This is a genomic window from Saccharopolyspora antimicrobica (assembly GCF_003635025.1).
Lineage (GTDB): Bacteria > Actinomycetota > Actinomycetes > Mycobacteriales > Pseudonocardiaceae > Saccharopolyspora > Saccharopolyspora antimicrobica.
On the sequence record NZ_RBXX01000002.1, the window covers coordinates 2,826,693 to 2,847,976 of the forward strand.

Sequence of the window (21,284 nt, forward strand, 5' to 3'; positions counted from 1 at the left end):
TCGCTCACGACCCCAGGAGCGTCGCGAGCCGGGGCGAGTAGGCGCGGTCGAGGACGAGCGAGGCCGCGCCGACCGCTCCGGCGTCTTCGCCGATCAGGGCCGGGGTGACCTGGACCGGGCGGACTTCGGGTGCCCAGACCTGTTTGGACAGCACCTTCGACACCTGGGTGCGCACCAGCTCGGAGACGTGGCGCAGTGCCGGGCCGCCCAGCACGACGCGGTCCACGTCGAGCACGCTGACCACCGATGCCAGCGCCTGGCCGAGCTTGGTCGCCGCCGCGCGCAGCACCTTGCCCGCCACCGCATCGCCGTCCGCTGCCTGGCGGGTGAGCTGCTCGTAGGACTGCGCGATCGACTCCCCGTCGGCTTCGCCGCCTGCTGATCGCCAGTCCGCGACGATCGCGCGGATCGAGCAGTGCGTCTCCAGGCATCCTCTTCGGCCGCAATGGCATCCTCGGCCGCCGCCGCTGTTGAGGTGGCCGATCTCGCCCGCGTTGTTGCTGACGCCGCGGTGCACCTGGTCGTCGAGCACCACGCCGATGCCCACCCCGGTTCCCCAGTAGACGTAGACGAACGAGCCCGTGCGGTGCTCGCCACCGGCCCAGCGCTCGCCGATCGCCGCCGCCGTCGCGTCGTTGTCCATCACCACCGGCAGCCCGGCGCGCTCCGCGACGATGTCGGCCAGCGGCACCGCTCCCCAGCCGGCCAGGTTCGGCGGCGAGAGCACCTGCCGGTGGGCCGAGTCCAGCGGCCCCGGCACCGCGAGACCGACGCCGAGCACCCGGTCCTCGTCGATGCCGGAACGGCGCACGAGCTGCTGCAACGTCCGGACCAGCGCCGAGGCGGCGGCCTGCGGCGTCGCGCCGTCGGGCAGCCTTCGGGTGCTGCGCATCCGGACGCCTCCGGCCATGTCCAGCAGGACTCCGGTGATCCGCTCCGGATCGAGGTGCAGGCCCACCGACGAGTAGGCGTCCGCGGCGACCTTCAGCAGCACCCGGCGCTTGCCGCCGGTGGAGGGCGCGTGGCCGTTCTCGGTGACCAGCCCGTCCTCGATCAGCGCGCGGACGATGTTGGACATCGTCTGCGCGGTCAGGCCCGTGCACTGGGCGAGCTCGACCCGGCTGATCTCGCCGCGGCGGCGGATCGTGTCGAGCACGACGGCCCTGTTGAAGCCGCCCACGCGGGGAAGGTTGGTGCCCTGCCAGGACGCTTCGGCCATGCACGCTCCTCGGTGGCGCGCCCGGTCGGGGGCGGCGAGATCGTTGACTTGTTCCATCGAATGGAATTAACTACCCCAGAGTGTGATCCGGATCTCAAGCCGCGCGCAACCACTGCTGGCAGGAGGCTCGCGATGCAGCGCCGCACTGCGATGTCCGTGCTCATCACCGCCACGTTGGGGTTCACCCTGGCCGCTTGCGGCGGAGGCGCCGCCGACGACCCGAACACGATCAGCGTCGCCTACCACCGATACGGCAACACGCTGCAGGTCGACCAGTGGATGCAGCGGGTCAAGCAGCAGTACGAGCAGGCCAACCCGGGCAAGACGGTGAAGCTGGACCCGGTGGTCGCCCCGGAGGCCGAGTACCTGTCCAAGCTCCAGCTGCGGATGCGCTCGCCGTCCACCGCGCCCGACGTGCTCTACGAGGACAGCTTCAACGTCAATTCCGACGTCGCGGCCGGATACCTGGAGCCGCTGGACGACCGGCTGGCGCAGTGGCCGGACTGGGAGCGCTACATCGACACCACCAAGCAGGCGGGCAAGGCCGCCGACGGCAAGACCTACGGCGTTCCGCTGGACACCGACACCCGCGGCCTCTGGTACAACCGCGAGCTGTTCGCCCAGGTCGGCCTGCCCGCCGACTGGCGGCCGCGCACCTGGGACGACGTGCTCGCTGCCGCCCGGCAGGTCAAGCAGCGCCGCCCGGACGCGATCGCGATGGACCTCGCGCTGGGCAAGGCCGAGGGCGAGTCGGTGAGCATGCAGACGGTGGAGATGCTGTTGTACGGCACCGGGACCGGCACCCTCTACGACGAGCAGCAGCGGAAGTGGATCGCGCCGAGCAAGGGATTCGCCGACGCGATGGGCTTCCTGTCCACCGCGCTGGCGGAGGGCCTCACGCAGAGCAAGGCCCAGATCGCCGACGCGCAGTACGACAAGGTGCAGCGCGATGAGCTGGCCAGGGACGGCAAGGTCGCGATCCGGCTGGACGGCAGCTTCGCCTCCGGCAACTGGCAGAACGCCGGCTGGCAGGACTGGGCGCGGACCATGTCGGCCACGCCGATGCCCACCCAGCACGGCCAGGCGCCGGGAACCGTGACGCTCTCCGGCGGCTGGACGCTGGCGATCAGCTCCTCCAGCGGGAAGAAGGACGCCGCGTTCGAGTTCATCAAGCAGGCGATGTCCAAGGACAACGTGGTCGAGTACACCACGGCCAGCGGGAACCTCCCCGCCCGCGAGGACGCCGCGGCCGATCCCCGGGTGCTCGCGGCGAACCCGCTGAACGAGTTCTGGATCGGCCTGCTGGACAACACGCACTACCGGCCCGCGCTGCCGGAATACCCGAAGGTCTCCCAGCAGATCCAGCAGTCGGTGCTCGACGTGGTGGCGGGCAGGCCGCCGGGCGAGGTCGCCGACCAGTGGGCGCAGGAGGTCTCGCGCATCGTGCAGCCGGCCAACACCAGGGCGGGCTGATGGCAGTGCGGGCGCGGCAGTGGCTGGTGCCGATGGCGCCCGCGCTGCTGCTGCTCGGCCTGTTCGTGGCCGGGCCGATCCTGTGGAGCGGCTACGTCTCGTTCACCAACGCCGCGCTGACCGGTGCCGCGGCGACCGAGCCGGAGTTCGTCGGGCTGGAGAACTTCCGTCGGCTGTTCAGCGATCCGGCGCTGTGGCACTCGGCCTGGCTGACCGTGGTCTTCACCGTCGGTTCGGCGGTGATCGGGCAGAACTGCCTGGGCATGCTGATCGCGGTGCTCACCCAGCACCGCAACCGCTGGCTGCGCACCACCGTCGGCACGGTGGTGGTCTCGGCGTGGGTGCTGCCGGAGCTGGTGGCGGCATTCGCGGTCTACGCGTTCCTGAACTCCGAAGGCACTTTGAACAACGTGCTGGTCTCGATGGGCCTGGAACCGCGCGACTGGCTCTACACCGTGCCGATGCTCGCGGTGGTCCTCGCCAACGTCTGGCGCGGCACGGCGTTCTCGATGCTGGTCTACCAGGCGTCGCTGTCGGAGGTGCCGAGCGATCTGGTGGAGGCCGCGGAGGTGGACGGCGCCGGGCCGTTCCGCCGGTTCTGGCACGTCACGCTGCCGATCATCCGCCGCTCGGTGCTGACCAACCTGATGCTGATCACGCTGCAGACGATCGGGCTGTTCACGCTGATCTACGTGCTGACCGCCGGCGGCCCGAACGCGGCGACGCAGACGTTGCCGCTGCTGATGTACGACTCGGCGTTCGAGTTCCACGAGATCGGCTACGGCGCGACGATCTCGCTGGTGCTGCTGCTGATCGGCGGGCTGTTCGCCTTGGTGTACGCCAAGAGCCTCGGAGACCCGGATTCCCGGGGGGACGGAGTCTGATGGTCGCGGTGACTTCTGCTCGGCGGCGTTCGGTGTCGGTGGTGGTGCACCTGGTGCTCGCGGTCGTCGCGCTGGCGTTCCTCGCGCCGCTCCTGTGGCTGCTCACAGCGGCTTTCGACGCCGACGCCGCGTTGTCGGCCAAGGTGCCCGAGACGTTCACGCTGGACAACTTCGCGCAGGTGCTCAGCTGGGAGCAGAGCGGCCGTCCACTGTGGAACGGATTGCTGATGTGCGCCGGTGCGGCGCTGATCTCGGTGGTGGCGGCGGTGCTGTGCGCGTATCCGCTGTCGCGCTACCAGCTGCGGTTCCGGCGGCCGTTCCTCTACGTCGTGCTGTTCGCCTCCGGACTGCCGATCACCGCGGTGATGGTGCCGGTGTACAGCATGTTCGTGCAGCTGGAGCTGATCGACTCGATGTTCGGCACCACGCTGTTCCTGGCCGCCACCTCGCTGCCGATCGCGATCTGGATGACGAAGAACTTCATGGACGGCGTGCCGATCAGCCTGGAGGAGGCGGCGTGGGTGGACGGCGCCTCGGCGATGCAGGCGCTGCGCACGATCGTCCTGCCGCTGATCGTCCCGGGCATGAGCGTGGTCGCGATCTTCACCTTCATCACGGCGTGGGGGAACTTCTTCGTCCCGTTCATCCTGCTGCTCGACCCGGCGAAGCAACCGGCCTCGGTAGGCATCTTCACCTTCTTCGGCCAAGGCGGCCTGATCGCCTACGGCCAGCTGGCGGCCTACTCGATCCTCTACACAACCCCGGTGGTGGCCCTCTACCTGATCGTCTCCCGCTCCCTCGGAGGAGCCTTCAACCTCGCCGGAGCGATAAAACACTAAACCCAACCTCAAGCCCGAACCCCCACCTCCTGACCGAACCCCACCTCCTGACCGAACCCCACCTCAGGACTGATCCCTCACCTCAGGACTGATCCCTCACCTCCGGACTGGACCGTCACCTCCGGACTGGACCATCACCTCAGGACTGACCATCACCTCAGGACTGGACCATCACCTCAGGACTGAACTGAACCACCGCCCCTCCTGGGGGGGTTCCGCCGTGCGGACGAAGACCGACGCAATTTCAATGGAAATTAGGTGTGCGATTTCAATGGAAGTTGTGCCCCTCCGGCGCGTCGGGACCCGACACGCCGACGGCGCGTCGGGTTGTGTGCAATTTCAATGGAAATTAGACGTCCAACTTCCATTGAAATTGCATCGACCCAGCCGGAGCGGCGACACCGGGTCAGGTCGCGCGGGTCGCGATGAGCGTTGTCAGGCCGTCGAGGATGCGGGCGAGGCCGAAGTCCAGCGCCTCGTCCTGGCCCGCTGTGTCGGTCAGGGCGGCGGCGACCGACGGGTAGCGGTCGCCGTGTTCGCGCAGCAGCGTGATCAGCGCCGAGCTGAACTGCTGCTCGACGCTTTCCGCTGACGTCGCCGCGGCCTGCTGGGCGATGCCCCGGACGTGCCCGACCAGCACGACCACGGCGTCCAGCCGCTCGCTGCCGCGCAGGCCCGTTCCGCCGAGCGCGGCGACGGCGGCTTCGGTCCACGCGAGCTCGTTGGGGCCGGGGACGCGCGGGCCGGTCGTCGCTTCGAGCACCCAGGGATGCTGCGTGAAGCGCGGGAGCAGCGCGCGGGCCCACGCGTCCAGCCGCTCGCGCCAGCCGCCGTCGAGTTCGGGCGGCGCACCCATCGCCAGGTCCGCCATCAGCGCGACGAGCTCCGCCTTGCCCGGCACGTAGCGGTAGAGGGACATCTTCGTGAAGCCGAGCTCGGCGGCGACGCGCTGCATCGAGACCGCGGCCAGCCCTTCGGCGTCGGCCAGCTCGATGCCGGTGCGAGCGATCCCTTCGAGGCTGAGCGCGGGCTTCGGACCGCGTCGCGGCGCTGGCCGGGCGCCCCACAGGACCTCGTAGCCGTCCACCGGCCCTCCCTTGTGCTCGCCGAGTAACTGTGTCTATCGTACACAGAAATTAACTGTTTCCATCGGACACAGAAAAGGTGTGCACATGCGAGGAAGCGTTCTGATCTCGGGTGCGAGCGTCGCCGGACCCGCGCTGGCCTGCTGGCTCGGTCGTTGCGGCTTCGAGGTGACGGTCGTGGAGATCGCCCCGGCGCTGCGCAGCGGCGGAGCTGCGGTGGACTTCCGCGGCGACCTGCACCTGACGGTGCTGGAGCGGATGGGCGTCCTGGCGGATCTGCGGAAGGTCCAGACGGGAGGCAGCCCGATGACCTTCGTCGACGAGCGCGAGCGCCCGCTGCTCGAACTGCCCGCGGAATTCGCCGGTGGCGCCCTCGAGGTGCTCCGAGGCGACCTCGCGCGAGTGCTGCACGCGCACAGCGCGGACGTCGCCGAATACGTCTTCGGCGACCGCGTCGTGGACCTCCGCGACACGCCGGACGGCGTCGAGGCCACCTTCGCTTCGGGCGCGCAGCGCTCGTTCGACCTCGTGATCGGCGCGGACGGCGTGCACTCCGGCATCCGGCGGCTCGCCTTCGGCCCGGAGGAGCGGTTCATCAGCCACCTCGGCTACTACGTCGCTACCTGGGACCTGCCCCGCTACCGGGACCTGCCGCCGGGATCGGTGGGCCACAACCAGCCGGGCCGGTTCATCTCCGTCGGTGCCGACCGCCGCGATCCCGAGCGGGCGGGTGCGTTCGCGATCTTCAAGTCGCCGCAGCTCGACTACGGCCGCCACGACGTCGGCAGGCAGCGCGCGCTGATCGCGCAGGCCTTCGCCGGTGTGGGCTGGGAGGCGCCGCGCCTGCTGGCGGGGCTGGAATCCGCGGACGACCTCTTCTTCGACTCGATCAACCGGGTGGACGTCGAGTCCTGGTCGCGCGGCCGGATCGCGCTGCTCGGCGATGCGGCCTGCGGCGCGACGCTCGGCGGCATGGGCACCGGTGCCGCCGTCATCGCCGCCTACGTGCTCGCCGGTGAGCTGGTCGCCGCGAACGGGGATCACCGAGCTGCTTTCGCGCGCTACGAGGCGAAAGTCCGCCCTTACGCGCAGGCGTGCCAGGGCGGCGGTGAACGGACCGGGAAGTTCCTGGCACCGGGCCGTTTCGGCGCTCGGGCGCGGAACGTGATGCTGGGCAACGGTTTCCTGCTCAGGCAGATGCTCAAGATGGGCGAGGGCCTCAGCACCGGCATCGAACTGCCGGACTACGACCTGACATTTGTCACGGGAAGTGGTGCTTAACGGTAGTACCCGCCAATGCGGTCACCTGATTGAGTGATCTTCGAATCACCGAAGGTCACTGCAGAAGGGGACTGCATGCGAAGCACAACACGTGCGTTGGGCGTCACCGCGGTGCTGGGGGCGTTGCTCGCGACCGGCCAGCCGGCGATGGCGAAGCCGGGCGCGCCGACGTTCGACGTTCCGGCGAAGTTCGCCGAGCAGGACATCCAGTGGGCGCCCTGCTTCGAGGGCGAGCTGCCGCCGGAACTCCCGCCAGGCTCCGAGCGGCTCGAGTGCGGCACGCTCACCACGCCGATGAACTGGCACGACCCGGACAACGGCAAGGAGATCAGCATCGCGGTCAGCAGGCTGTCGCCGGAGGGTGGTCCGGCCGGTCGCGCGCTGTTCACCAACCCCGGCGGGCCGGGCGGCGCGGGCCTGTCGATGCCGCTGGCGATGCTGAACTACGGAAGCGACGCGCTGCCGAACAACTTCGACGTCTACGGCATCGACGTGCGCGGCACCGGCGCCAGCAGCACCGTCTCATGTGGACCCGCGGAGGACACCTGGCAAGGGCTGGACTCCCGCGACCGCGACCCGGCGACCATCCGGGCGATCATGGACATGACCCGCGAATTCGCCGCGGCCTGCCAGCAGCGCAGCGGCGAGCTCGGCCGCTACGTCACCACCGAGCAGACCGTCGCCGACCTCGACCTGCTGCGCCTGGTCGAGGGGCACGACAAGATCAACTGGTACGGCGTCTCCGGCGGCACCTGGCTCGGCGCGTACCTGGCCACGTACTTCCCGGACTCGGTGGACAAGGTGGTGCTGGACTCCAACGCCGAGTTCACCGGCAGCTGGCAGCAGGTGTTCTCCTGGCAGCCGATGGCCTTCGAGCGCCGCTGGCGCGAAGACCTCCGGCCGTGGCTGGCGGCGCACGACGCGACCTACCGCCTCGGCACCACGCCGGAGCAGGTCCAGGCCACTGTGGACGGTCTCCGCGCGGAGCTGAAGGCGAACCCGCTGCCGGTTCCGGACGGTCCGCCGATCGACCACAACGTGCTGGACTCCCTGCTGCTGCAGAGCATGTACTCGAAGTACGCCTTCCCGCTCGTCGGCCAGACCCTGGCGGACCTGCGCGCGGGAACGGGCTCCGAGCAGGCCGTCGCCGCGCTGGCCGCGGTCCGCGACCGGAACATGCCGATGCTGGCCGATCCGCAGGACAGCATGGTCGCCACGCTGTACTCGATCCGCTGCAACGACACCGCGTTCCGCGGCAGCCCCGGCTCGGTGGTGGCGCGCTCCGGTGTCGAGGGCAAGCGGCACCCCTTCTACGGCTACTACACGATCTTCCAGCCGTGCGTGTTCTGGGACCGCCCGGACGTCGACCTGCGGAAGCCGACCGGCAAGGGCCTGCCGCCGGTGCTGATGCTGCAGTCGGAGAACGACCCGGCCACGGCGCTGGAAGGTGCCGAGATCGCGCACCGGAAGTTCCAGAACTCGCGCATGATCACCGTTCGCGATGAGGGCGACCACGGCGTCTACGGCGCGGGCAACGCGTGCGTGGACAACGCGGTGGACGCCTACCTGATCGACGGGAAGGTTCCGGCGGAAATGACCTGCGACGGCATGCCGCTGCCGGATCCCGCGGTGAGCACGTTCGCGACGACGGACAACAGCACCCTGCTGGACCGGCTGGACGCGATCGACCGCGCGCTCGGCTGATCCGGGAAAGACCGCGGGCGGTGCCGGGAAATTCCCCGCACCGCCCGCGGTTTTGTGCTCGTGAAGCGGCTCAGCGCCGCTGCCTGCGCGATGTTCCAGCGCAGACCGTGCAGGTCACGGCGTACTCGCTCGTTCCGCCATCGCGACCTGGTCCCGGCGAATTCGGTCGATCTCGCCGGCTTCGGACTTCTCGCCGGACTCGTCGTCCTCGGTGCGCAGCGCGAGGAACACCGCAGCGACCGCGATCAGGGACAACGCCAGCATGGCCAGGTGGACCATGACACACCCCCTCGGTTCGGCGCCCTTTTTCTCGGCGGATATCACTGGGACGCTTCCAGTGTCCGTCGGGTTGCTGATCGTTTGCGATTGCCGGATCTACTCCACCGGGCTGGGTAGATCCACCTGAGCGGAAAGCAAAAGCGGCGCTTCCCCGAAAGAACTTCGCGTTCTTTGGGGAAACGCCGCACGTTCGCGCACGTTTCAGCGGGCTTCCGCGCCGGACGGGTGGCCGCGGGGCTTCCCACGTTGCCCCGACAAGACCACCCGTCCGGGGGTCGCTCGGTCAGTTACCGAGACGCTGTTTGAGCGCTTCCAGCTCGTCCCGCATCGAGCTCGGCAGCGCGTCACCGATGGTGTCGAACCACTCCTCGATGAGCGGCAGCTCCGCCTTCCACTCCTCCACGTCGACCTTCAGCGCCTCGTCGACGTCGGAGGCCGGGGTGTCCAGCCCGCTCAGCTCCAGCTCGGCGGCGTTGGGCACCCGGCCGATCGCGGTGTCGGCGGCGGCGGCCTTGCCCTCCAGCCGGTCGATGATCCACTTCAGCACGCGGGAGTTCTCCCCGAAGCCCGGCCACAGGAAGCGGCCGTCGTCGCCCCGGCGGAACCAGTTCACGTAGAAGATCTTCGGCAGCTTGCCGGCGTCGGCCTCCTTGCCGACGTTCACCCAGTGCTGGAAGTAGTCGCCGACGTTGTAGCCGATGAACGGCAGCATGGCCATCGGGTCGCGGCGCACGTCGCCGACCTTGCCCGCGGCCGCGGCGGTCTTCTCCGAGGACAGCGTGGCGCCCATGAACACGCCGTGCTGCCAGTCGAAGGCCTCGTTGACCAGCGGGACGGTCGTCTTGCGGCGGCCGCCGAACAGGATCGCCGAGATCGGCACGCCCTTCGGGTCGTCCCACTCCGGCGCCAGGATCGGGCACTGCGACATCGGCGTGCAGTAGCGGGAGTTCGGGTGCGCCGCCTTGACGTCGCTCTCCGGCGTCCAGTCGTTGCCCTTCCAGTCCGTGAGGTGCTGGGGCTCGCCCTCCATGTCCTCCCACCACACGTCGCCGTCGTCGGTGAGCGCGACGTTGGTGAACAGCGAGTTGCCCTGCTCGATGGCGGTCATCGCGTGCGGGTTGGTCTTGCGGTTGGTGCCCGGCGCGACGCCGAAGAAGCCGGCCTCCGGGTTCACCGCGTACAGGCGGCCGTCCTCGCCGAAGCGCATCCAGGCGATGTCGTCGCCGAGCGTCTCGACCTTCCAGCCCGGGATGGTCGGGCGCAGCATCGCCAGGTTGGTCTTGCCGCAGGCCGATGGGAACGCGGCCGCGACGTAGTAGACCTTGTCCTCGGGCGAGATCAGCTTGAGGATCAGCATGTGCTCGGCCAGCCAGCCCTCGTCGCGGGCCATCGCCGAGGCGATCCGCAGCGAGTAGCACTTCTTGCCCAGCAGCGCGTTGCCGCCGTAACCGGAGCCGTAGCTCCAGATCATCCGCTCCTCGGGGAAGTGGGTGATGTACTTGATGTCGTTGCACGGCCACGGCACGTCCTGCTGGCCGGGCTCCAGCGGCGCGCCCACCGAGTGCAGCGCGGGTACGAAGTCGGCGTCCTCACCGAGGCGCTCCAGCACCTTCGCGCCCATCCGGGTCATGATGTGCATCGACACCACGACGTACTCGGAGTCGGTGATCTCCACGCCCAGCCGCGGCGGGTCGGCGTCCAGCGGGCCCATGCAGAACGGGATGACGTACATGGTGCGACCACGCATGGAGCCCCGGTAGAGCTCGGTCATGGTGGCCTTCATCTGGTTGGGGTCCATCCAGTTGTTGGTGACCCCGGCGTCCTTCTCCTCGACCGAGCAGATGTAGGTCCGCTCCTCGACGCGCGCCACGTCCGACGGGTCCGACGCCGCGTAGAAGGAGTTCGGCTTCTTCTCCAGGCGGGTGAAGGTGCCGGCCTCGACCAGCTGGTCGGTCAGCCGCTGCCACTCCTCCGGCGAGCCGTCGCACCACACCACGCGGTCGGGCGTGGTCAGCTCGGCGACCTCGCGCACCCACGACAGCAGACGCTCGTGTTTGGTCGGTGCCTGATCGAGACCGGGGATGGTCAGTGCGGTCATCGCGTCGTGTCTCCTGACTGGGCGCCACAGCCCGGACTGGTCGCCGACGGTGTCCGTCGACGTTTGTGGGAATGCTTCGCTCGTCCCGAAGGCCGGGCGATTTGAAAAGGGATGCACCGAGGCTAGCCGGGACAGCGGCGCGCGATGGAGATCAGTCCTGTTCGTTCTCTCACAAGAACGATAAGGGAATCGATTCAGTTGCGATCTTCCGGGTGGCGCGGGCGGAGATTCCGTTGTCGGAGGCGCGCTGGAAACGATGTTTTCCGGCGAAACGGACGCACGCGCGAACGCCCGGTGAACCAGGGGCATCGCCCGGATGGCGGATGGTGGGGCGCGGCGGAAACGGAAGAGCCCGCCCGGGCGGTTCCCGGACGGGCTCTTCGGAAGCGTTCGAGCGGTCAGCCCCAGACGTCGTCGGAGTCGGGGCGGGCGCCCTTGGCGCCGGAGGGTGCGGAGGCCTGCGCTCCGTTCGCGGCGTGCTCCGGGCCGCCTGCGCCGCCCGCGCTCGGCTGGTCGAGGTTCCAGGTCGCGTCGTCGGTGGCGCCGGCCGCCGGGCTCGGCGCGTACTGGCCGTCGCCGGTCACCTGGCCCTGCTCGACCACGGTCCACTGCCCGTCGCCGGTGTGGTGCGAGATGGTCACCTCGCCGGTCTGGCTGATCTCCACCACCTGATCGGCGGACCCGTCGCCGTCCACGTCGGTGACCAGCATGGTCCCGCCCGACTCGGTCTCCACCACGGCGGTGTCGGCGATGCCGTCGGAGTTGGTGTCCTCGGTGGCCGGGCCGACCTGCATGTCGCCCTGCGGGGTGTCGATGACCATGGCGCGGCCCTGGTCCTGCTGCGGGTCCACGCCGCCGGGGTGCTGCTGCGGCGCCTCACCGGCCCACTTGCCGGTCCCGGCGTCGTAGCGCGCCTGCTCGACGACGACTCCGTCGGCGTTGATGGTCTGCATGATGTCGGCCTGGCCGTCACCGGTCTCGTCGACGTAGGCGACGTAGCCGTCCTCGGTCATGATCGCGACGGTGTCGTCGACCCCGTCGCCGTTGAGGTCGTAGTTGGCCTCGGCGGTGTACTCCTCGCCCTCGACGGTGACCTTGATGTCACCGTCGCCCGCCCCCTGCTCCTCGATGTACACGTCGCCACACCCCTCAGCCACGGATCACTGCAAACCTACGACGCAGGGTAGAGGTCCGGGGTTCCGGAGGAGAAGCACCTGGCCTTTTCCGGCTGCCGGGCGTGCTCCGGCCCGACGACGTCCTGAAGACCGCGCTCGCGCTGACCATGCCGGTCGTGGGCCTGGTGCAGCAGTACCTCGGCGGCCGCTACGAGCTGCCCGAACCCAAGTTCCGCGCGCTGTGCAAGCGAACGATGCGGAGAGTTCTGCATGGGATCGAGGAGACGTGAGGCGCTGGCAGCGCTGATCGGCTCGGCCGCGCTGTTCTGACTTCGGCACCGGGCTCGCCCCGCTCCCCGCGCTGACCTGGCTCGCCCCGCTGCCGGTGCTGCTGGTGGCGCCGCGGGTGTCCGGCGGCCGTCGTCTTCGCCGCGTCGCTGATCGGGATGACGAACTTCTGGGGCCGGTCGGCGCGCTCGCACGACCTCCCGCTGCGGCCGTGGGGACTCGTGGCGAGCATCAGCTTCGCGCTGACGTTCCTGCTGGTCGTGGTGTGTTCCCAGCGCTCGGCGGCGATCCGGTCCCGCACCTGAAGCAGCACGACACGGTCAGCCCACCCGGGAACGCCGAGGCCTTCCCGCCGACGACCGGCGCACGCCTCGGCCTGGAGATCTGCGCGGACGTCAACTTCCGCAACCCGACCAGCGCCTTTGCGGCCGGAGGCCCGACCCGCTTCACGGCCCTGGTCGCCGAAGTCCCGACAGGTCCCGGCCCCACCCCTTACGCCCACCTCGGCGACTGGTTCCCCTGGCTCTGCCTGGCCTTCGCGGCGATCGCCGTAGTCGTCACGCGGGGCGAACGGGCTACTAGCTGACTCGTCGGCCCGGTGCGGAATAGTCGCGGTGTGCGGCGATCACTGGGGCGTGAGTTCGGATGGCTTTGGGCCGCCTACGCGGCCAGCACGATCGGCACCCGGCTCGCGTTCGACGCCTTCACGCTGATCGCGGTTCTCGTGCTGCACAGCAGCACCGCGCAGGTCTCGGCGCTGGCCGCCGCGGGACTGGCGGTGGGCGCGTTGATCGCGGTGCCGCTGGGGCCGTGGGTGGAGTACCGGCGCAAGCGGCCGGTGATGATCGGGATGGACCTGGTCCGGTTCGTCGCGCTGCTGTCGGTGCCCGCCGCGCACCTGCTCGGGATGTTGACGTTCGCGCAGCTGGTCGTGGTGTCGGTGCTCGCCGCCTCGGCGAACATCGTGTTCAGCTCCGCCAGCGGTGCCTACCTGAAGTCGCTGGTCAAGCCGGACGACCTGGTGGTGGCGACCGGCCGCTTCGAAGCCACCCAGTGGACCGCGACCGCGCTCGGCCCGCCGCTCGGCGGTGCGGCCATCGGGATGTTCGGGCCGTTGACGACGGTGCTGCTCGACGCGACGAGCTACCTCTTGTCCGCGCTGGGCGTCCGGGCGATCGGTGGCCGCGAGCCCGAGCCGCGGGCGCGACGCGCGGAGCGGATCGGTGCCGGCGAGGTGCTCGAAGGCTGGCGGCACATCCTGCGGCACCCGCAGCTGCGGCTGCTGTTCTTCAACACCACGCTGGTGAACGGCCTGATCATGGCGACATCGCCGCTGGTGGCGGTGCTGCTGCTCCGCGACCTGGGCTTCGATCCGTGGCAGTACGGCCTGGCGTTCGGCGTGCCGTGCATCGGCGGCCTGATCGGCTCGCGCCTCGCGCAGCCGCTGCAGGCGAGGTTCGGCCAGCACCGGGTGCTGCTGATCAGCGGCACGCTCCGCGCGTGCTGGTCGATCGGGCTGGCGTTCGTCCCGCCGGGGCCGTGGGGCCTGGTGTTCGTGATCCTGATCGAGTTCGGACTGATCACGAGCTCGGGAGTGTTCACCCCGGTGTACGCGGCCTACCGCCTGGAGCAGACGGCGCCGGACCGCATCGCCCGGACGCTGTCGGCCTGGACCATCACGAGCAACGCGAGCATCGCGGCCCTGACGGCGTGCGGAGGCCTGCTCGCCGCGATCACCGGCCCCCGGATCGCGGTGGGAGTCGCCGGAGCCCTCATCCTCTGCACGCCCTTCCTCCTACCGCGCAGCGAGGCGAAGCCGTCGAGCGACGTCGTTGCTTCGGGGAGTTAACAGTGGCCGGGCGCCGGGTCGGGGGCGCGGAGCGCCCGGCCACCATGTGGCCCGGCGCGGGGAGGGATGCGGCCGGACCAGGTCTTCGGCAGATCAGATCTGGAGACGAGCGAGCGTCTCGGGAGAGATGTGGTGCCGCCCGTTCGAAGCGGCCTGCCGTTGTCGCTCGGTCTCGACCTGCTCGATCAACTGCCAAACGCTGAGAGCCCCATCACCGGCCCTGCCATGCGCTGCCCGCGGCGGCCGGACGAACAACATGCTCGCGATCAGCACGTTGACCAGCACGAGCGTCGAAACCTGAAGCCAGAACATCTCATCCCCTATCCGTTGAAGGTCGTGTTCGTGCAGGTCAACTGCCGTGAGTACTTTCTGGTGCCATAGCCTCAGAAAGTACTCACGGTCATGACCAGCGAGAACTGATCCGCCGCCAGCAATCCATGCAGGTCTCCTCGCGCACCCACTCGGTCTCCGGCGGAAGCCGCTGCACCCGCCACGCCTCCACCTCGACCCCGCAGTGCGACGACACCGAGTCGTGCGGCCCCGCCCGCTTGGCGCTCACCCCGAACGCATGCCGCCCAACCCCCACGGGCCGCCAGAACCAATCCACCCCAGTCCCTCCGCACATCCCGTCCTCCTCGCCGCCTTGATCGTTCCTTGAATATAAACTGTGAAACTACAAAATGAAGCTCCACAAACGGGTGATCATTTGGTGCTAGCTACGATCTGCGCATGGTCAGCCCTACGTTGCGTCGCAAGACGCTCGGTGCCGAGCTCCGGCGGCTCCGCATCGAGCGCGGAGCCTCGATCGAGGAGATCGCAAAGCTGCTCGGGTGCTCGTCGGGCAAGGTCAGCCACTTCGAGACCGGCAGGAATGCTCCGTCCAAGGCCGAGCTCATTGTCCTGATGGGCCACTACAAGGTCCCGGCTGATCAGCAAGAAGTCCTTGAGGAGACACGGGAAGAAGCTCGTAAACGAGGATGGTGGTCGACCTATCGACTGCCGCCCTGGTTCCAGGACTACGTCGGGATGGAAGCCGACGCGATCCGCGTGCGGACCTTCGAGCTGGAGCTGATTCCTGGACTGCTTCAGACCGAGTCGTATGCGAGGGCGATCAACGTCATCGGCAGTCACATGACGGAGCCGTCGGAAGTCGACCGCAAGGTGGCTGCTCGCCTCCGTCGTCAGCAGCGCTTGAACGACCAGGATCCGCTTGAGCTCCACGCAGTGGTTTCAGAAGCCGCGCTCTACCGGTGCGCAGATCCTGCGATCGCGGTTGATCAGCTGACTCGTCTGATCGAGGCCAGTGAACGGCCGAACATCACTATCCAGATCCTTCCCTTCAGTGCTGGCTTCCATGAGTCTGTTTCGGGAAGCTTTGCCCTGCTCGACTTTCCGCCCGATACCTGGCCGTCGTCCGCTTACCAGGAGTACGCCGTCGGCGGCCACCTTGTTGATGACACCGGAGCCGTGACTGCGCTTGGCACAGTGTTCGAGCGTCTGCGCACGCGTGCGTTGGATGAGCAGCAGAGCAAGGAACTCATCGCTCAGCACCGCGGTAAGTGAAGGGGATACAGCGTGGAGATCTGGCGGAAGTCCAGCTACAGCGGGCCGAACAACAACTGCGTCGAGGTCGGGTTGGGTGCTGATGAGGTCGGGGTTCGGGATACCAAGGATCGTGACGGTGGGCTGTTAGCCCTGGATCAGCGGCAGTGGCGGTCGTTCCTCGCCGCCGTTCGGGCCGACCGGTTCGGTGCGGCGAAGTTCTGAGGTAGAGGGGCACGTGGTCGTGAGCCGGTACGTCCTGGAGAGGCTGCAGCTGTACGCCCAGAACAGTCCCAAGCGTCACGTGGCGGTGGGCGGCGCGATCGGTGGGTTGCTGGTCGCCGCCATCCTGGCTCTGTCGGCGGTTCGACGTTCCGAGTCGGTGTCCTGGCCTGTCGTCGTCGCCGTCGCCGTCATCGGCGGAGGTACGTGGGCCGCTGTCATGGTGGTGTTCGTGGTGCGGCTCCAGCGACGGATGAAGCCGCTGCCGTCGGACACCGATCCGGCACGGGTGCGCGCGGCGCGACGGCTGATGCGCAACGGCGAACTGGGTCCCGACCCGGAGACGAACGCCCTCGCTGTACGACTGGCCGGGCAGCTGCAGTCCCTCCCCCGCTGGAAGAAGCTGACGAGCACCGTGTTCCTCCTCGCCACCGCCCTGGGCGCTTTGGTCACGGTCCAGGAGATCCGCGACGGCGAAGTGGGAACATCCATCTTCTACGGCGCCTGCACCCTCTTCTTCCTGCTGATGCTGACCGTCGGCCAAGCTCGGCTGGACCGCCGCTACCGCAACGCGGCCAAGCTCCGCCAGACCGCCGAACAACGCCTGACGTAGCTGCCCAACCGCTTCGACGCGTCGAAATGCCGTGGTGAAGGGCACCTTTGGCAACTTGCTCGCCGAAAGGTGCCCTCCACCGCTCAACTGATCGGTGAGGTCAGGTGGTTTCGGTGTAGAGGCGCGGCCAGGCTTCGGGCGGGAGATCTCTTGGCAGCGCGGGGAGATTTCGGAGTCGGTGACCGGTGATGTTGCGGACGATCTCGGTCAGGCCTCGCCCTCGGCCCGTGAACACCGCTTCCACGAAGCGCTGGTAGCGGCGCTGTTCGCCGAGCGGCACCAGGGGCCGGGTTCTGCGGCGCACCTTCAGGATTCCGCCGTCGACGGCTGGCCTCGGGCGGAACGATCGCGCCGGAACTCGGCCGCAGGAGTGGAATTCGTACCAGGGCGCCCATTGGGCGTTCAGCTGGGTGCCGCCTTCGGCGCGCTTTCGAGCGACGTCCCACTGCACCAGCAGCACTGCTTCTGACCAGTTCTTCTCGGTCAGCAGGCGGCGGGTCACCGAGGTCGTGATGCCGAACGGCAGATTGCCGATCACGGCGTGCTCGGCGGTGGGGAACCGGAAGTCGAGCATGTCGCAGCGGATCACGCTCAGGTCCGGGAAGGCGTCGCGGAGGTGCTGCGCCCAGCGCGGGTCGAGCTCCACCGCGGTCACTTGGCGTCCACTGTGGAGGAGTTCGCGGGTGATCGCGCCGCTTCCGGCGCCGAGCTCGACGACCGGTAGTGGGGCTGGTTCGAGCAGATCGACCAGGCGGCGGACGACGCCTCGGTCGACGAGGAAGTTCTGGCCGAGTTCGCGGCGCGCGCGATCGCGCGCCGACCTGCGGCGGGAGGACATGGTGGGCTTCTCCTGCGTTTCGCGGACCGGTGGGAACCGGACCCCCGCGAGCGCAGGTCAGCGTGGTTGTTCAGGGCACGACGGACCGCGCGTCAGGAGCAGGGATCCGGACGCGGCGGCGGCGCGAGGTGAGCTGGCTGCGCCGCCTAAGCGGACCGCAGCCGGATGAAGGCGGAAGCGGCAGGAGAAGCCATGCCGCAGAAGTTAGCAACGGAGGCGTCCCGGCCGATACCGATTTTCCGGCGGTCGGCGGTGCCGGTGAACCCAGGCCGCGCGCGGCGTGCTCGATCGCGTCGGTGCTGCTGAGCGTGTCGGGTAGGTCTCTCCGTAGTCATCCGGCTACCTTGAGCTGCCCTTTCGGCAGATCAGCGGCGGGTTTCGATAACTCTGCGTCGCTTGTTCTGCCGCTGTTCACCTTGGCGTACGGGAACCATCGCCTGATCGACCTAATGTCCGGGTGTTCCCGATGTGCATTTGGAGGTCCGCTTGTCTCCCCGACCGGACAACGGGCGGGTCATCCCGCTTCCGCTGCTTCCCCACCACTCCGCGAACCGTTCCTCGGTGACCTGCAAGTACCGGTGCGGCAACGCCTGCGCGCACGAAGCCCCCAACACCTCGGACAACTCTTACTTCGGCGACATCGTCGAGAGCGTGCTCAGCCGTCGCGGCGCGCTGAAGGCCACCGGTGCCTTCGCGCTGGCAGTCGGCGGCGCGGCCGCTCTGTCCGGCACCGCGGCCGCCGCTCCGGCGCCGGTGCGCCGTCCGGGCCACGGCCAGCGGGTCGTTCCGGGAACCGACTTCACCGCGGTCGCCCCGAACACCGAGGACGCCGTGGTCACCGCTGAGGGCTACGAGCAGGGCGTGGTCATCCGCTGGGGCGACCCGGTGGTGCCCGGTGCTCCCGAGTTCGACTTCAACAACCAGACCGCGGCTGCGCAGGAGCAGCAGTTCGGCTACAACAACGACTTCGCCGAGCTGGTCCCGCTGGACGGCAGCGGCAAGCGGAACCTGCTGGTGGTCAATCACGAGTACACCACCGAAACGCACATGTTCCTCGGCTACGACGAGGAGAACCCGACCGAGGAGCAGGTGCGCATCGCGTGGGCGGCGCACGGCCTGTCGGTCGTCTACACCGAGCGGGAGCGCAACGGCGGCCTCAAGGTCCGGCCGAGCCGCTACAACCGCCGCATCACCCTGAACACGCCGTTCGAGATGCGCGGCCCGGCGGCGGGCAGCGACCACCTCAAGACCTCCGCCGACCCGACCGGCACCAAGGTGCTCGGCACGCAGAACAACTGCGCGGGCAGCATGACGCCGTGGGGCACGATCCTGTCCGGCGAGGAGAACTTCAACCAGTACTTCGCCAACGCCGACTCGATCACCGACCCGAAGGCCAAGGAACGGCTGGCCCGCTACGGCCTCAAGGGCGCCACGAGCAACCGCAAGTGGGAGCGCTTCGACAAGCGCTGGGACCTCGCGCAGGAACCGAACGAGGCCAACCGCTTCGGCTGGGTCATCGAGATCGACCCGCACGACCCGAACTCCACGCCGGTCAAGCACACCGCGCTGGGCCGCTTCAAGCACGAGGGCGCGGCGGTCAAGGTCGCCGAGGACGGCCGGGTGATCGCCTACTCCGGTGACGACGAGCGCTTCGACTACATCTACAAGTTCGTCTCCAACGGCAAGATGAAGCGCGGCAAGAGCGCCCACGCCCGCCGGCACAACATGACGCTGCTCGACGACGGCACGCTGTACGTCGCGAAGTTCACCGGCAACAGCCCGGAGAGCGAGATCGACGGCACCGGCAAGCTGCCCTCCGACGGCGCCTTCGACGGCACCGGCGAGTGGATCCCGCTGGCCAGCGGGAACAAGTCGTTCGTGCCCGGCTTCACCGCCGAAGAGGTCTACATCTTCACCCGCCTCGCCGCCGACAAGGTCGGCGCGACGAAGATGGACCGGCCCGAGGACATCGAGCCGAACCCGGTCAACGGCCGCATCTACTGCGCGCTGACCAACAACTCCAACCGCGGTTCGACCGGCAACGCCGCGCCGGACGAGGCCAACCCGCGGGTCGGCAACAAGCACGGCCACGTGCTGGAGATCGACGACGACGCCACCGGCACCTCGCTGCGCTGGACGCTGCTGCTGGTGTGCGGAGACCCGAACGACGCGGGCACCTACTTCGGCGGCTTCGACAAGTCGCAGGTCAGCCCGATCTCGTGCCCGGACAACGTGGCCTTCGACCGGCACGGCAACCTGTGGATCTCCACCGACGGCAACGCGCTGAAGAGCAACGACGGCCTGTTCGCGGTGCCGGTGGACGGCCCGGAGCGCGGTTTCGTCAAGCAGTTCCTGACGGTGCCGAACGGTGCGGAGACCTGCGGCCCGGTGGTCCGGGACGACCTGGTGACCGTGTCCGTGCAGCACCCGGGCGAGCTGGACGACGCGAGCGCCGACAACCCGGCATCGCACTGGCCGGACGGTGGCAACTCGCAGCCGCGTCCGTCGGTCGTGGCGGTCTGGCGCAAGGACGGCGGTGAGATCGGCCGCCGCTGATCTCACCTTGCGAGCGCGGGGGTCTCCGGGCATTGCGACCGGGGGCCCTCGTTGCGTTGTTGGGACCGGGCAGGCGGCGGTGGCCGCCTGCCCGGTCTGCCTCAGTCGATGCGCCAGGCGATCAGCGCGGCCGCGGCGAGCCCGACCAGGGCCAGCGCGCAGCTGACGGCGAAGGAGTCGACGCCGGCCAGCGCGGGTGCGAACCCGATTCCGATGTAGAGCGTGACGCCCGAGGAACCGCCGAGCTGGTCGGCGGCGCGCTGAACGCCCGACGCGACTCCCGCGTCGTCATCGGTGACGCCGGTGACCGCCGCCTGCTGCAGCCCGACCAGCCCGAAGCCCATCCCGGCGGCGATCAGCACCATCGCCGGGATCGTCTCGACCGCACCGGCACCGAACTGCGCACCCGCCGCGATGGCGATCATCCCGCCCGCGGTCGAGGCGATGCCGATGACGGCGCAGGTGCGCGCGCCCCACCGCCCGGCGACGCGGGGCACGAACGTCACGGCCGCGACCAGCGCCACGGCCAGCGGCAGGAGAGCCACGCCCGCTTCGAACGGTGTCAGCCCCGCACGCTGCTGGAGCTGGAAGGTGAACAGCAGGAACGACGTGGACAGCGCGGCGCTGAGCAGCGCGGTCGCGATGTTGGCCAGCACCCGTGTGCGGTTGCGGAAGAACGACATCGGGACCAGCGGATTGGCCGCCTTGCGCTCCACGACGACGAACAGCCCGGCTGCGAGCACCGCGCCGATCAGGGCGATCGGCGCATCGACGACTCCGAGCACGAAGAGCAGGGGAGCCGCCGTGAGCAGGGCGGCTCCGGGCAGGTCCAGCTCCTTGCGCTCGCCCGGCGGGTCCGCAGGGACGAGGACCAGGGCGGCGCCGACCACGTAGGCGGTGAACGGGACGGCGACCAGGAAGATCCACCGCCAGCCGAAAAGCTCGGTGATGACGCCCGAGAGCACGAACCCGAGCACCAGACCGGAGCTCGCCACCGCCGCCCACACGCTCAGCGCGCGGGTGCGCCGGGGCCCTTCGGGGAACGTCAGCACGATCATCGCCATCGCAGCAGGGAGGGCGAGCGCTTCGCCCGCACCCTGCAGCAATCGCGCGACCACTAGCAGCGGGAACGTCTGCGTCAGGCCGGCGAGGAGCGAAGCCGCGCCGAACACCGTGGTGCCGACCAGCAGCATCCGCCGCCGGCCGAGTACATCGCTCAACCGGCCGCCGAGCATGAGCAGGCCGCCGCCGGTGACGGCGTAGCCGACGACCACCCAGGTCAGCCCGCGCGCGTCGACGCCGAATTCAGCCCCGATCGAGGGAAGCGCGATGTTGACCACCGTGACGTCGACGGCGATCAGGAACTGCAGCATGGCCAGGGAACTCAGGAGGAGCCAGG

General features: G+C 69.1%; 22 protein-coding genes. 13 read left to right on the forward strand and 9 right to left on the reverse strand.

All coding sequences use genetic code 11. The annotated features are described in order from the left end of the window. Positions 1 to 4: 4 nt before the first annotated feature. Positions 5 to 1,219 carry an ROK family transcriptional regulator gene (locus ATL45_RS13845; RefSeq protein ID WP_093151035.1) on the reverse strand — a complete coding sequence of 405 codons (1,215 nt, stop codon included), beginning with the start codon at positions 1,217 to 1,219 and terminating at the stop codon, positions 5 to 7. A gap of 132 nt (positions 1,220 to 1,351) precedes the next feature. Between ATL45_RS13845 and ATL45_RS13850 the strand changes: the two genes are divergently transcribed. The 3 genes from ATL45_RS13850 to ATL45_RS13860 are packed head-to-tail and all read left to right on the forward strand — an operon-like array spanning position 1,352 to position 4,415. Continuing rightward, positions 1,352 to 2,692, forward strand: a complete 1,341-nt coding sequence (locus ATL45_RS13850; RefSeq protein WP_246025329.1) for an extracellular solute-binding protein — start codon at positions 1,352 to 1,354, stop codon at positions 2,690 to 2,692. Next, positions 2,692 to 3,576, forward strand: a complete 885-nt coding sequence (locus ATL45_RS13855; RefSeq protein WP_093151038.1) for a carbohydrate ABC transporter permease — start codon at positions 2,692 to 2,694, stop codon at positions 3,574 to 3,576. The genes ATL45_RS13850 and ATL45_RS13855 overlap by 1 nt, the downstream gene beginning before the upstream one ends. Next, positions 3,576 to 4,415 carry a carbohydrate ABC transporter permease gene (locus tag ATL45_RS13860; protein ID WP_093151040.1) on the forward strand — a complete coding sequence of 280 codons (840 nt, stop codon included), beginning with the start codon at positions 3,576 to 3,578 and terminating at the stop codon, positions 4,413 to 4,415. The genes ATL45_RS13855 and ATL45_RS13860 overlap by 1 nt, the downstream gene beginning before the upstream one ends. Positions 4,416 to 4,821: 406 nt before the next feature. Here ATL45_RS13860 and ATL45_RS13865 read toward each other — a convergent pair whose 3' ends face one another. Further along, entirely contained in the window at positions 4,822 to 5,502 is a 681-nt protein-coding gene (locus tag ATL45_RS13865) for a TetR/AcrR family transcriptional regulator (RefSeq protein WP_093151042.1), read from the reverse strand. An 85-nt stretch (positions 5,503 to 5,587) separates the two neighbouring features. Between ATL45_RS13865 and ATL45_RS13870 the strand changes: the two genes are divergently transcribed. Both ATL45_RS13870 and ATL45_RS13875 read left to right on the forward strand, forming a co-directional pair. Continuing rightward, positions 5,588 to 6,781, forward strand: coding sequence for an FAD-dependent monooxygenase (locus ATL45_RS13870; RefSeq protein ID WP_093151045.1), 1,194 nt, complete (start codon positions 5,588 to 5,590; stop codon positions 6,779 to 6,781). Between the two features lie 75 nt (positions 6,782 to 6,856). Beyond that, positions 6,857 to 8,485, forward strand: a complete 1,629-nt coding sequence (locus tag ATL45_RS13875; RefSeq protein ID WP_093151048.1) for an alpha/beta hydrolase — start codon at positions 6,857 to 6,859, stop codon at positions 8,483 to 8,485. A gap of 114 nt (positions 8,486 to 8,599) precedes the next feature. Here ATL45_RS13875 and ATL45_RS38830 read toward each other — a convergent pair whose 3' ends face one another. The 3 genes from ATL45_RS38830 to ATL45_RS13885 all read right to left on the reverse strand — a co-directional run bounded on the left by ATL45_RS38830 (position 8,600) and on the right by ATL45_RS13885 (position 11,998). After that, positions 8,600 to 8,764, reverse strand: coding sequence for a hypothetical protein (locus ATL45_RS38830; protein ID WP_170210236.1), 165 nt, complete (start codon positions 8,762 to 8,764; stop codon positions 8,600 to 8,602). Between the two features lie 283 nt (positions 8,765 to 9,047). Next, positions 9,048 to 10,862, reverse strand: a complete 1,815-nt coding sequence (locus ATL45_RS13880) for a phosphoenolpyruvate carboxykinase (GTP) (protein WP_093151052.1) — start codon at positions 10,860 to 10,862, stop codon at positions 9,048 to 9,050. Positions 10,863 to 11,260: 398 nt separating this feature from the next. Further along, positions 11,261 to 11,998: a DUF6802 family protein gene (locus ATL45_RS13885; protein WP_246025330.1), complete on the reverse strand. Its 738-nt coding sequence runs from the start codon at positions 11,996 to 11,998 to the stop codon at positions 11,261 to 11,263. A 101-nt stretch (positions 11,999 to 12,099) separates the two neighbouring features. Here ATL45_RS13885 and ATL45_RS38835 point away from each other — a divergent pair, with 101 nt between their 5' ends. The 4 genes from ATL45_RS38835 to ATL45_RS13890 all read left to right on the forward strand — a co-directional run bounded on the left by ATL45_RS38835 (position 12,100) and on the right by ATL45_RS13890 (position 14,114). Further along, positions 12,100 to 12,267: a hypothetical protein gene (locus tag ATL45_RS38835; protein ID WP_170210237.1), complete on the forward strand. Its 168-nt coding sequence runs from the start codon at positions 12,100 to 12,102 to the stop codon at positions 12,265 to 12,267. A 156-nt stretch (positions 12,268 to 12,423) separates the two neighbouring features. Then, positions 12,424 to 12,570 (forward strand): hypothetical protein, encoded by a 147-nt coding sequence (locus tag ATL45_RS38840; protein WP_170210238.1) that lies wholly within the window; start codon positions 12,424 to 12,426, stop codon positions 12,568 to 12,570. Further along, positions 12,531 to 12,851 (forward strand): hypothetical protein, encoded by a 321-nt coding sequence (locus tag ATL45_RS38845; protein ID WP_093151056.1) that lies wholly within the window; start codon positions 12,531 to 12,533, stop codon positions 12,849 to 12,851. The genes ATL45_RS38840 and ATL45_RS38845 overlap by 40 nt, the downstream gene beginning before the upstream one ends. Positions 12,852 to 12,881: 30 nt before the next feature. Continuing rightward, complete coding sequence (locus ATL45_RS13890) at positions 12,882 to 14,114, forward strand: MFS transporter (protein ID WP_246025331.1); 1,233 nt, start codon at positions 12,882 to 12,884, stop codon at positions 14,112 to 14,114. Between the two features lie 93 nt (positions 14,115 to 14,207). On the opposite strand, the gene ATL45_RS13895 is transcribed toward ATL45_RS13890, so the two are convergent. Both ATL45_RS13895 and ATL45_RS38850 read right to left on the reverse strand, forming a co-directional pair. Continuing rightward, positions 14,208 to 14,426, reverse strand: a complete 219-nt coding sequence (locus ATL45_RS13895; protein WP_093151061.1) for a hypothetical protein — start codon at positions 14,424 to 14,426, stop codon at positions 14,208 to 14,210. 88 nt (positions 14,427 to 14,514) lie between these two features. Then, on the reverse strand, positions 14,515 to 14,673 hold the full coding sequence (locus tag ATL45_RS38850) for a hypothetical protein (protein WP_170210239.1): 159 nt from the start codon (positions 14,671 to 14,673) through the stop codon (positions 14,515 to 14,517). A gap of 170 nt (positions 14,674 to 14,843) precedes the next feature. Here ATL45_RS38850 and ATL45_RS13905 point away from each other — a divergent pair, with 170 nt between their 5' ends. From ATL45_RS13905 to ATL45_RS13915, 3 genes are read left to right on the forward strand one after another with little or no spacing between them, the layout of a single operon-like run. Then, positions 14,844 to 15,677, forward strand: coding sequence for a helix-turn-helix domain-containing protein (locus tag ATL45_RS13905; RefSeq protein ID WP_093151068.1), 834 nt, complete (start codon positions 14,844 to 14,846; stop codon positions 15,675 to 15,677). 12 nt (positions 15,678 to 15,689) lie between these two features. Next, complete coding sequence (locus ATL45_RS13910; protein ID WP_093151073.1) at positions 15,690 to 15,881, forward strand: DUF397 domain-containing protein; 192 nt, start codon at positions 15,690 to 15,692, stop codon at positions 15,879 to 15,881. Between the two features lie 19 nt (positions 15,882 to 15,900). Beyond that, the gene (locus ATL45_RS13915) at positions 15,901 to 16,491 is read left to right on the forward strand and encodes a hypothetical protein (protein ID WP_143121609.1); all 591 of its coding nucleotides are present in this window, start codon (positions 15,901 to 15,903) and stop codon (positions 16,489 to 16,491) included. Positions 16,492 to 16,591: 100 nt separating this feature from the next. Here ATL45_RS13915 and erm read toward each other — a convergent pair whose 3' ends face one another. Beyond that, positions 16,592 to 17,329, reverse strand: coding sequence for a 23S ribosomal RNA methyltransferase Erm (erm, locus tag ATL45_RS13920; RefSeq protein ID WP_093151082.1), 738 nt, complete (start codon positions 17,327 to 17,329; stop codon positions 16,592 to 16,594). A 561-nt stretch (positions 17,330 to 17,890) separates the two neighbouring features. Between erm and ATL45_RS13925 the strand changes: the two genes are divergently transcribed. Further along, entirely contained in the window at positions 17,891 to 19,885 is a 1,995-nt protein-coding gene (locus tag ATL45_RS13925; protein ID WP_093151563.1) for a PhoX family protein, read from the forward strand. A gap of 101 nt (positions 19,886 to 19,986) precedes the next feature. Here the strand turns inward: ATL45_RS13925 and ATL45_RS13930 are convergent, their stop codons facing one another. Further along, complete coding sequence (locus tag ATL45_RS13930) at positions 19,987 to 21,258, reverse strand: MFS transporter (RefSeq protein WP_246025332.1); 1,272 nt, start codon at positions 21,256 to 21,258, stop codon at positions 19,987 to 19,989. Between the last annotated feature and the right edge of the window lie 26 nt (positions 21,259 to 21,284).

What these genes read in the sequence shown, in the direction of transcription:
- ATL45_RS13845 (WP_093151035.1), bottom strand. Translation starts at nt 1,219, where the DNA reads ATGGCCGAAGCGTCCTGGCAGGGCACCAACCTTCCCCGCGTGGGCGGC.
- ATL45_RS13850 (WP_246025329.1), top strand. Translation starts at nt 1,352, where the DNA reads ATGCAGCGCCGCACTGCGATGTCCGTGCTCATCACCGCCACGTTGGGG.
- ATL45_RS13855 (WP_093151038.1), top strand. Translation starts at nt 2,692, where the DNA reads ATGGCAGTGCGGGCGCGGCAGTGGCTGGTGCCGATGGCGCCCGCGCTG.
- ATL45_RS13860 (WP_093151040.1), top strand. Translation starts at nt 3,576, where the DNA reads ATGGTCGCGGTGACTTCTGCTCGGCGGCGTTCGGTGTCGGTGGTGGTG.
- ATL45_RS13870 (WP_093151045.1), top strand. Translation starts at nt 5,588, where the DNA reads ATGCGAGGAAGCGTTCTGATCTCGGGTGCGAGCGTCGCCGGACCCGCG.
- ATL45_RS13875 (WP_093151048.1), top strand. Translation starts at nt 6,857, where the DNA reads ATGCGAAGCACAACACGTGCGTTGGGCGTCACCGCGGTGCTGGGGGCG.
- ATL45_RS38830 (WP_170210236.1), bottom strand. Translation starts at nt 8,764, where the DNA reads ATGGTCCACCTGGCCATGCTGGCGTTGTCCCTGATCGCGGTCGCTGCG.
- ATL45_RS13880 (WP_093151052.1), bottom strand. Translation starts at nt 10,862, where the DNA reads ATGACCGCACTGACCATCCCCGGTCTCGATCAGGCACCGACCAAACAC.
- ATL45_RS38840 (WP_170210238.1), top strand. Translation starts at nt 12,424, where the DNA reads ATGACGAACTTCTGGGGCCGGTCGGCGCGCTCGCACGACCTCCCGCTG.
- ATL45_RS13895 (WP_093151061.1), bottom strand. Translation starts at nt 14,426, where the DNA reads ATGTTCTGGCTTCAGGTTTCGACGCTCGTGCTGGTCAACGTGCTGATC.
- ATL45_RS13905 (WP_093151068.1), top strand. Translation starts at nt 14,844, where the DNA reads ATGGTCAGCCCTACGTTGCGTCGCAAGACGCTCGGTGCCGAGCTCCGG.
- erm (WP_093151082.1), bottom strand. Translation starts at nt 17,329, where the DNA reads ATGTCCTCCCGCCGCAGGTCGGCGCGCGATCGCGCGCGCCGCGAACTC.
- ATL45_RS13930 (WP_246025332.1), bottom strand. Translation starts at nt 21,258, where the DNA reads ATGCTGCAGTTCCTGATCGCCGTCGACGTCACGGTGGTCAACATCGCG.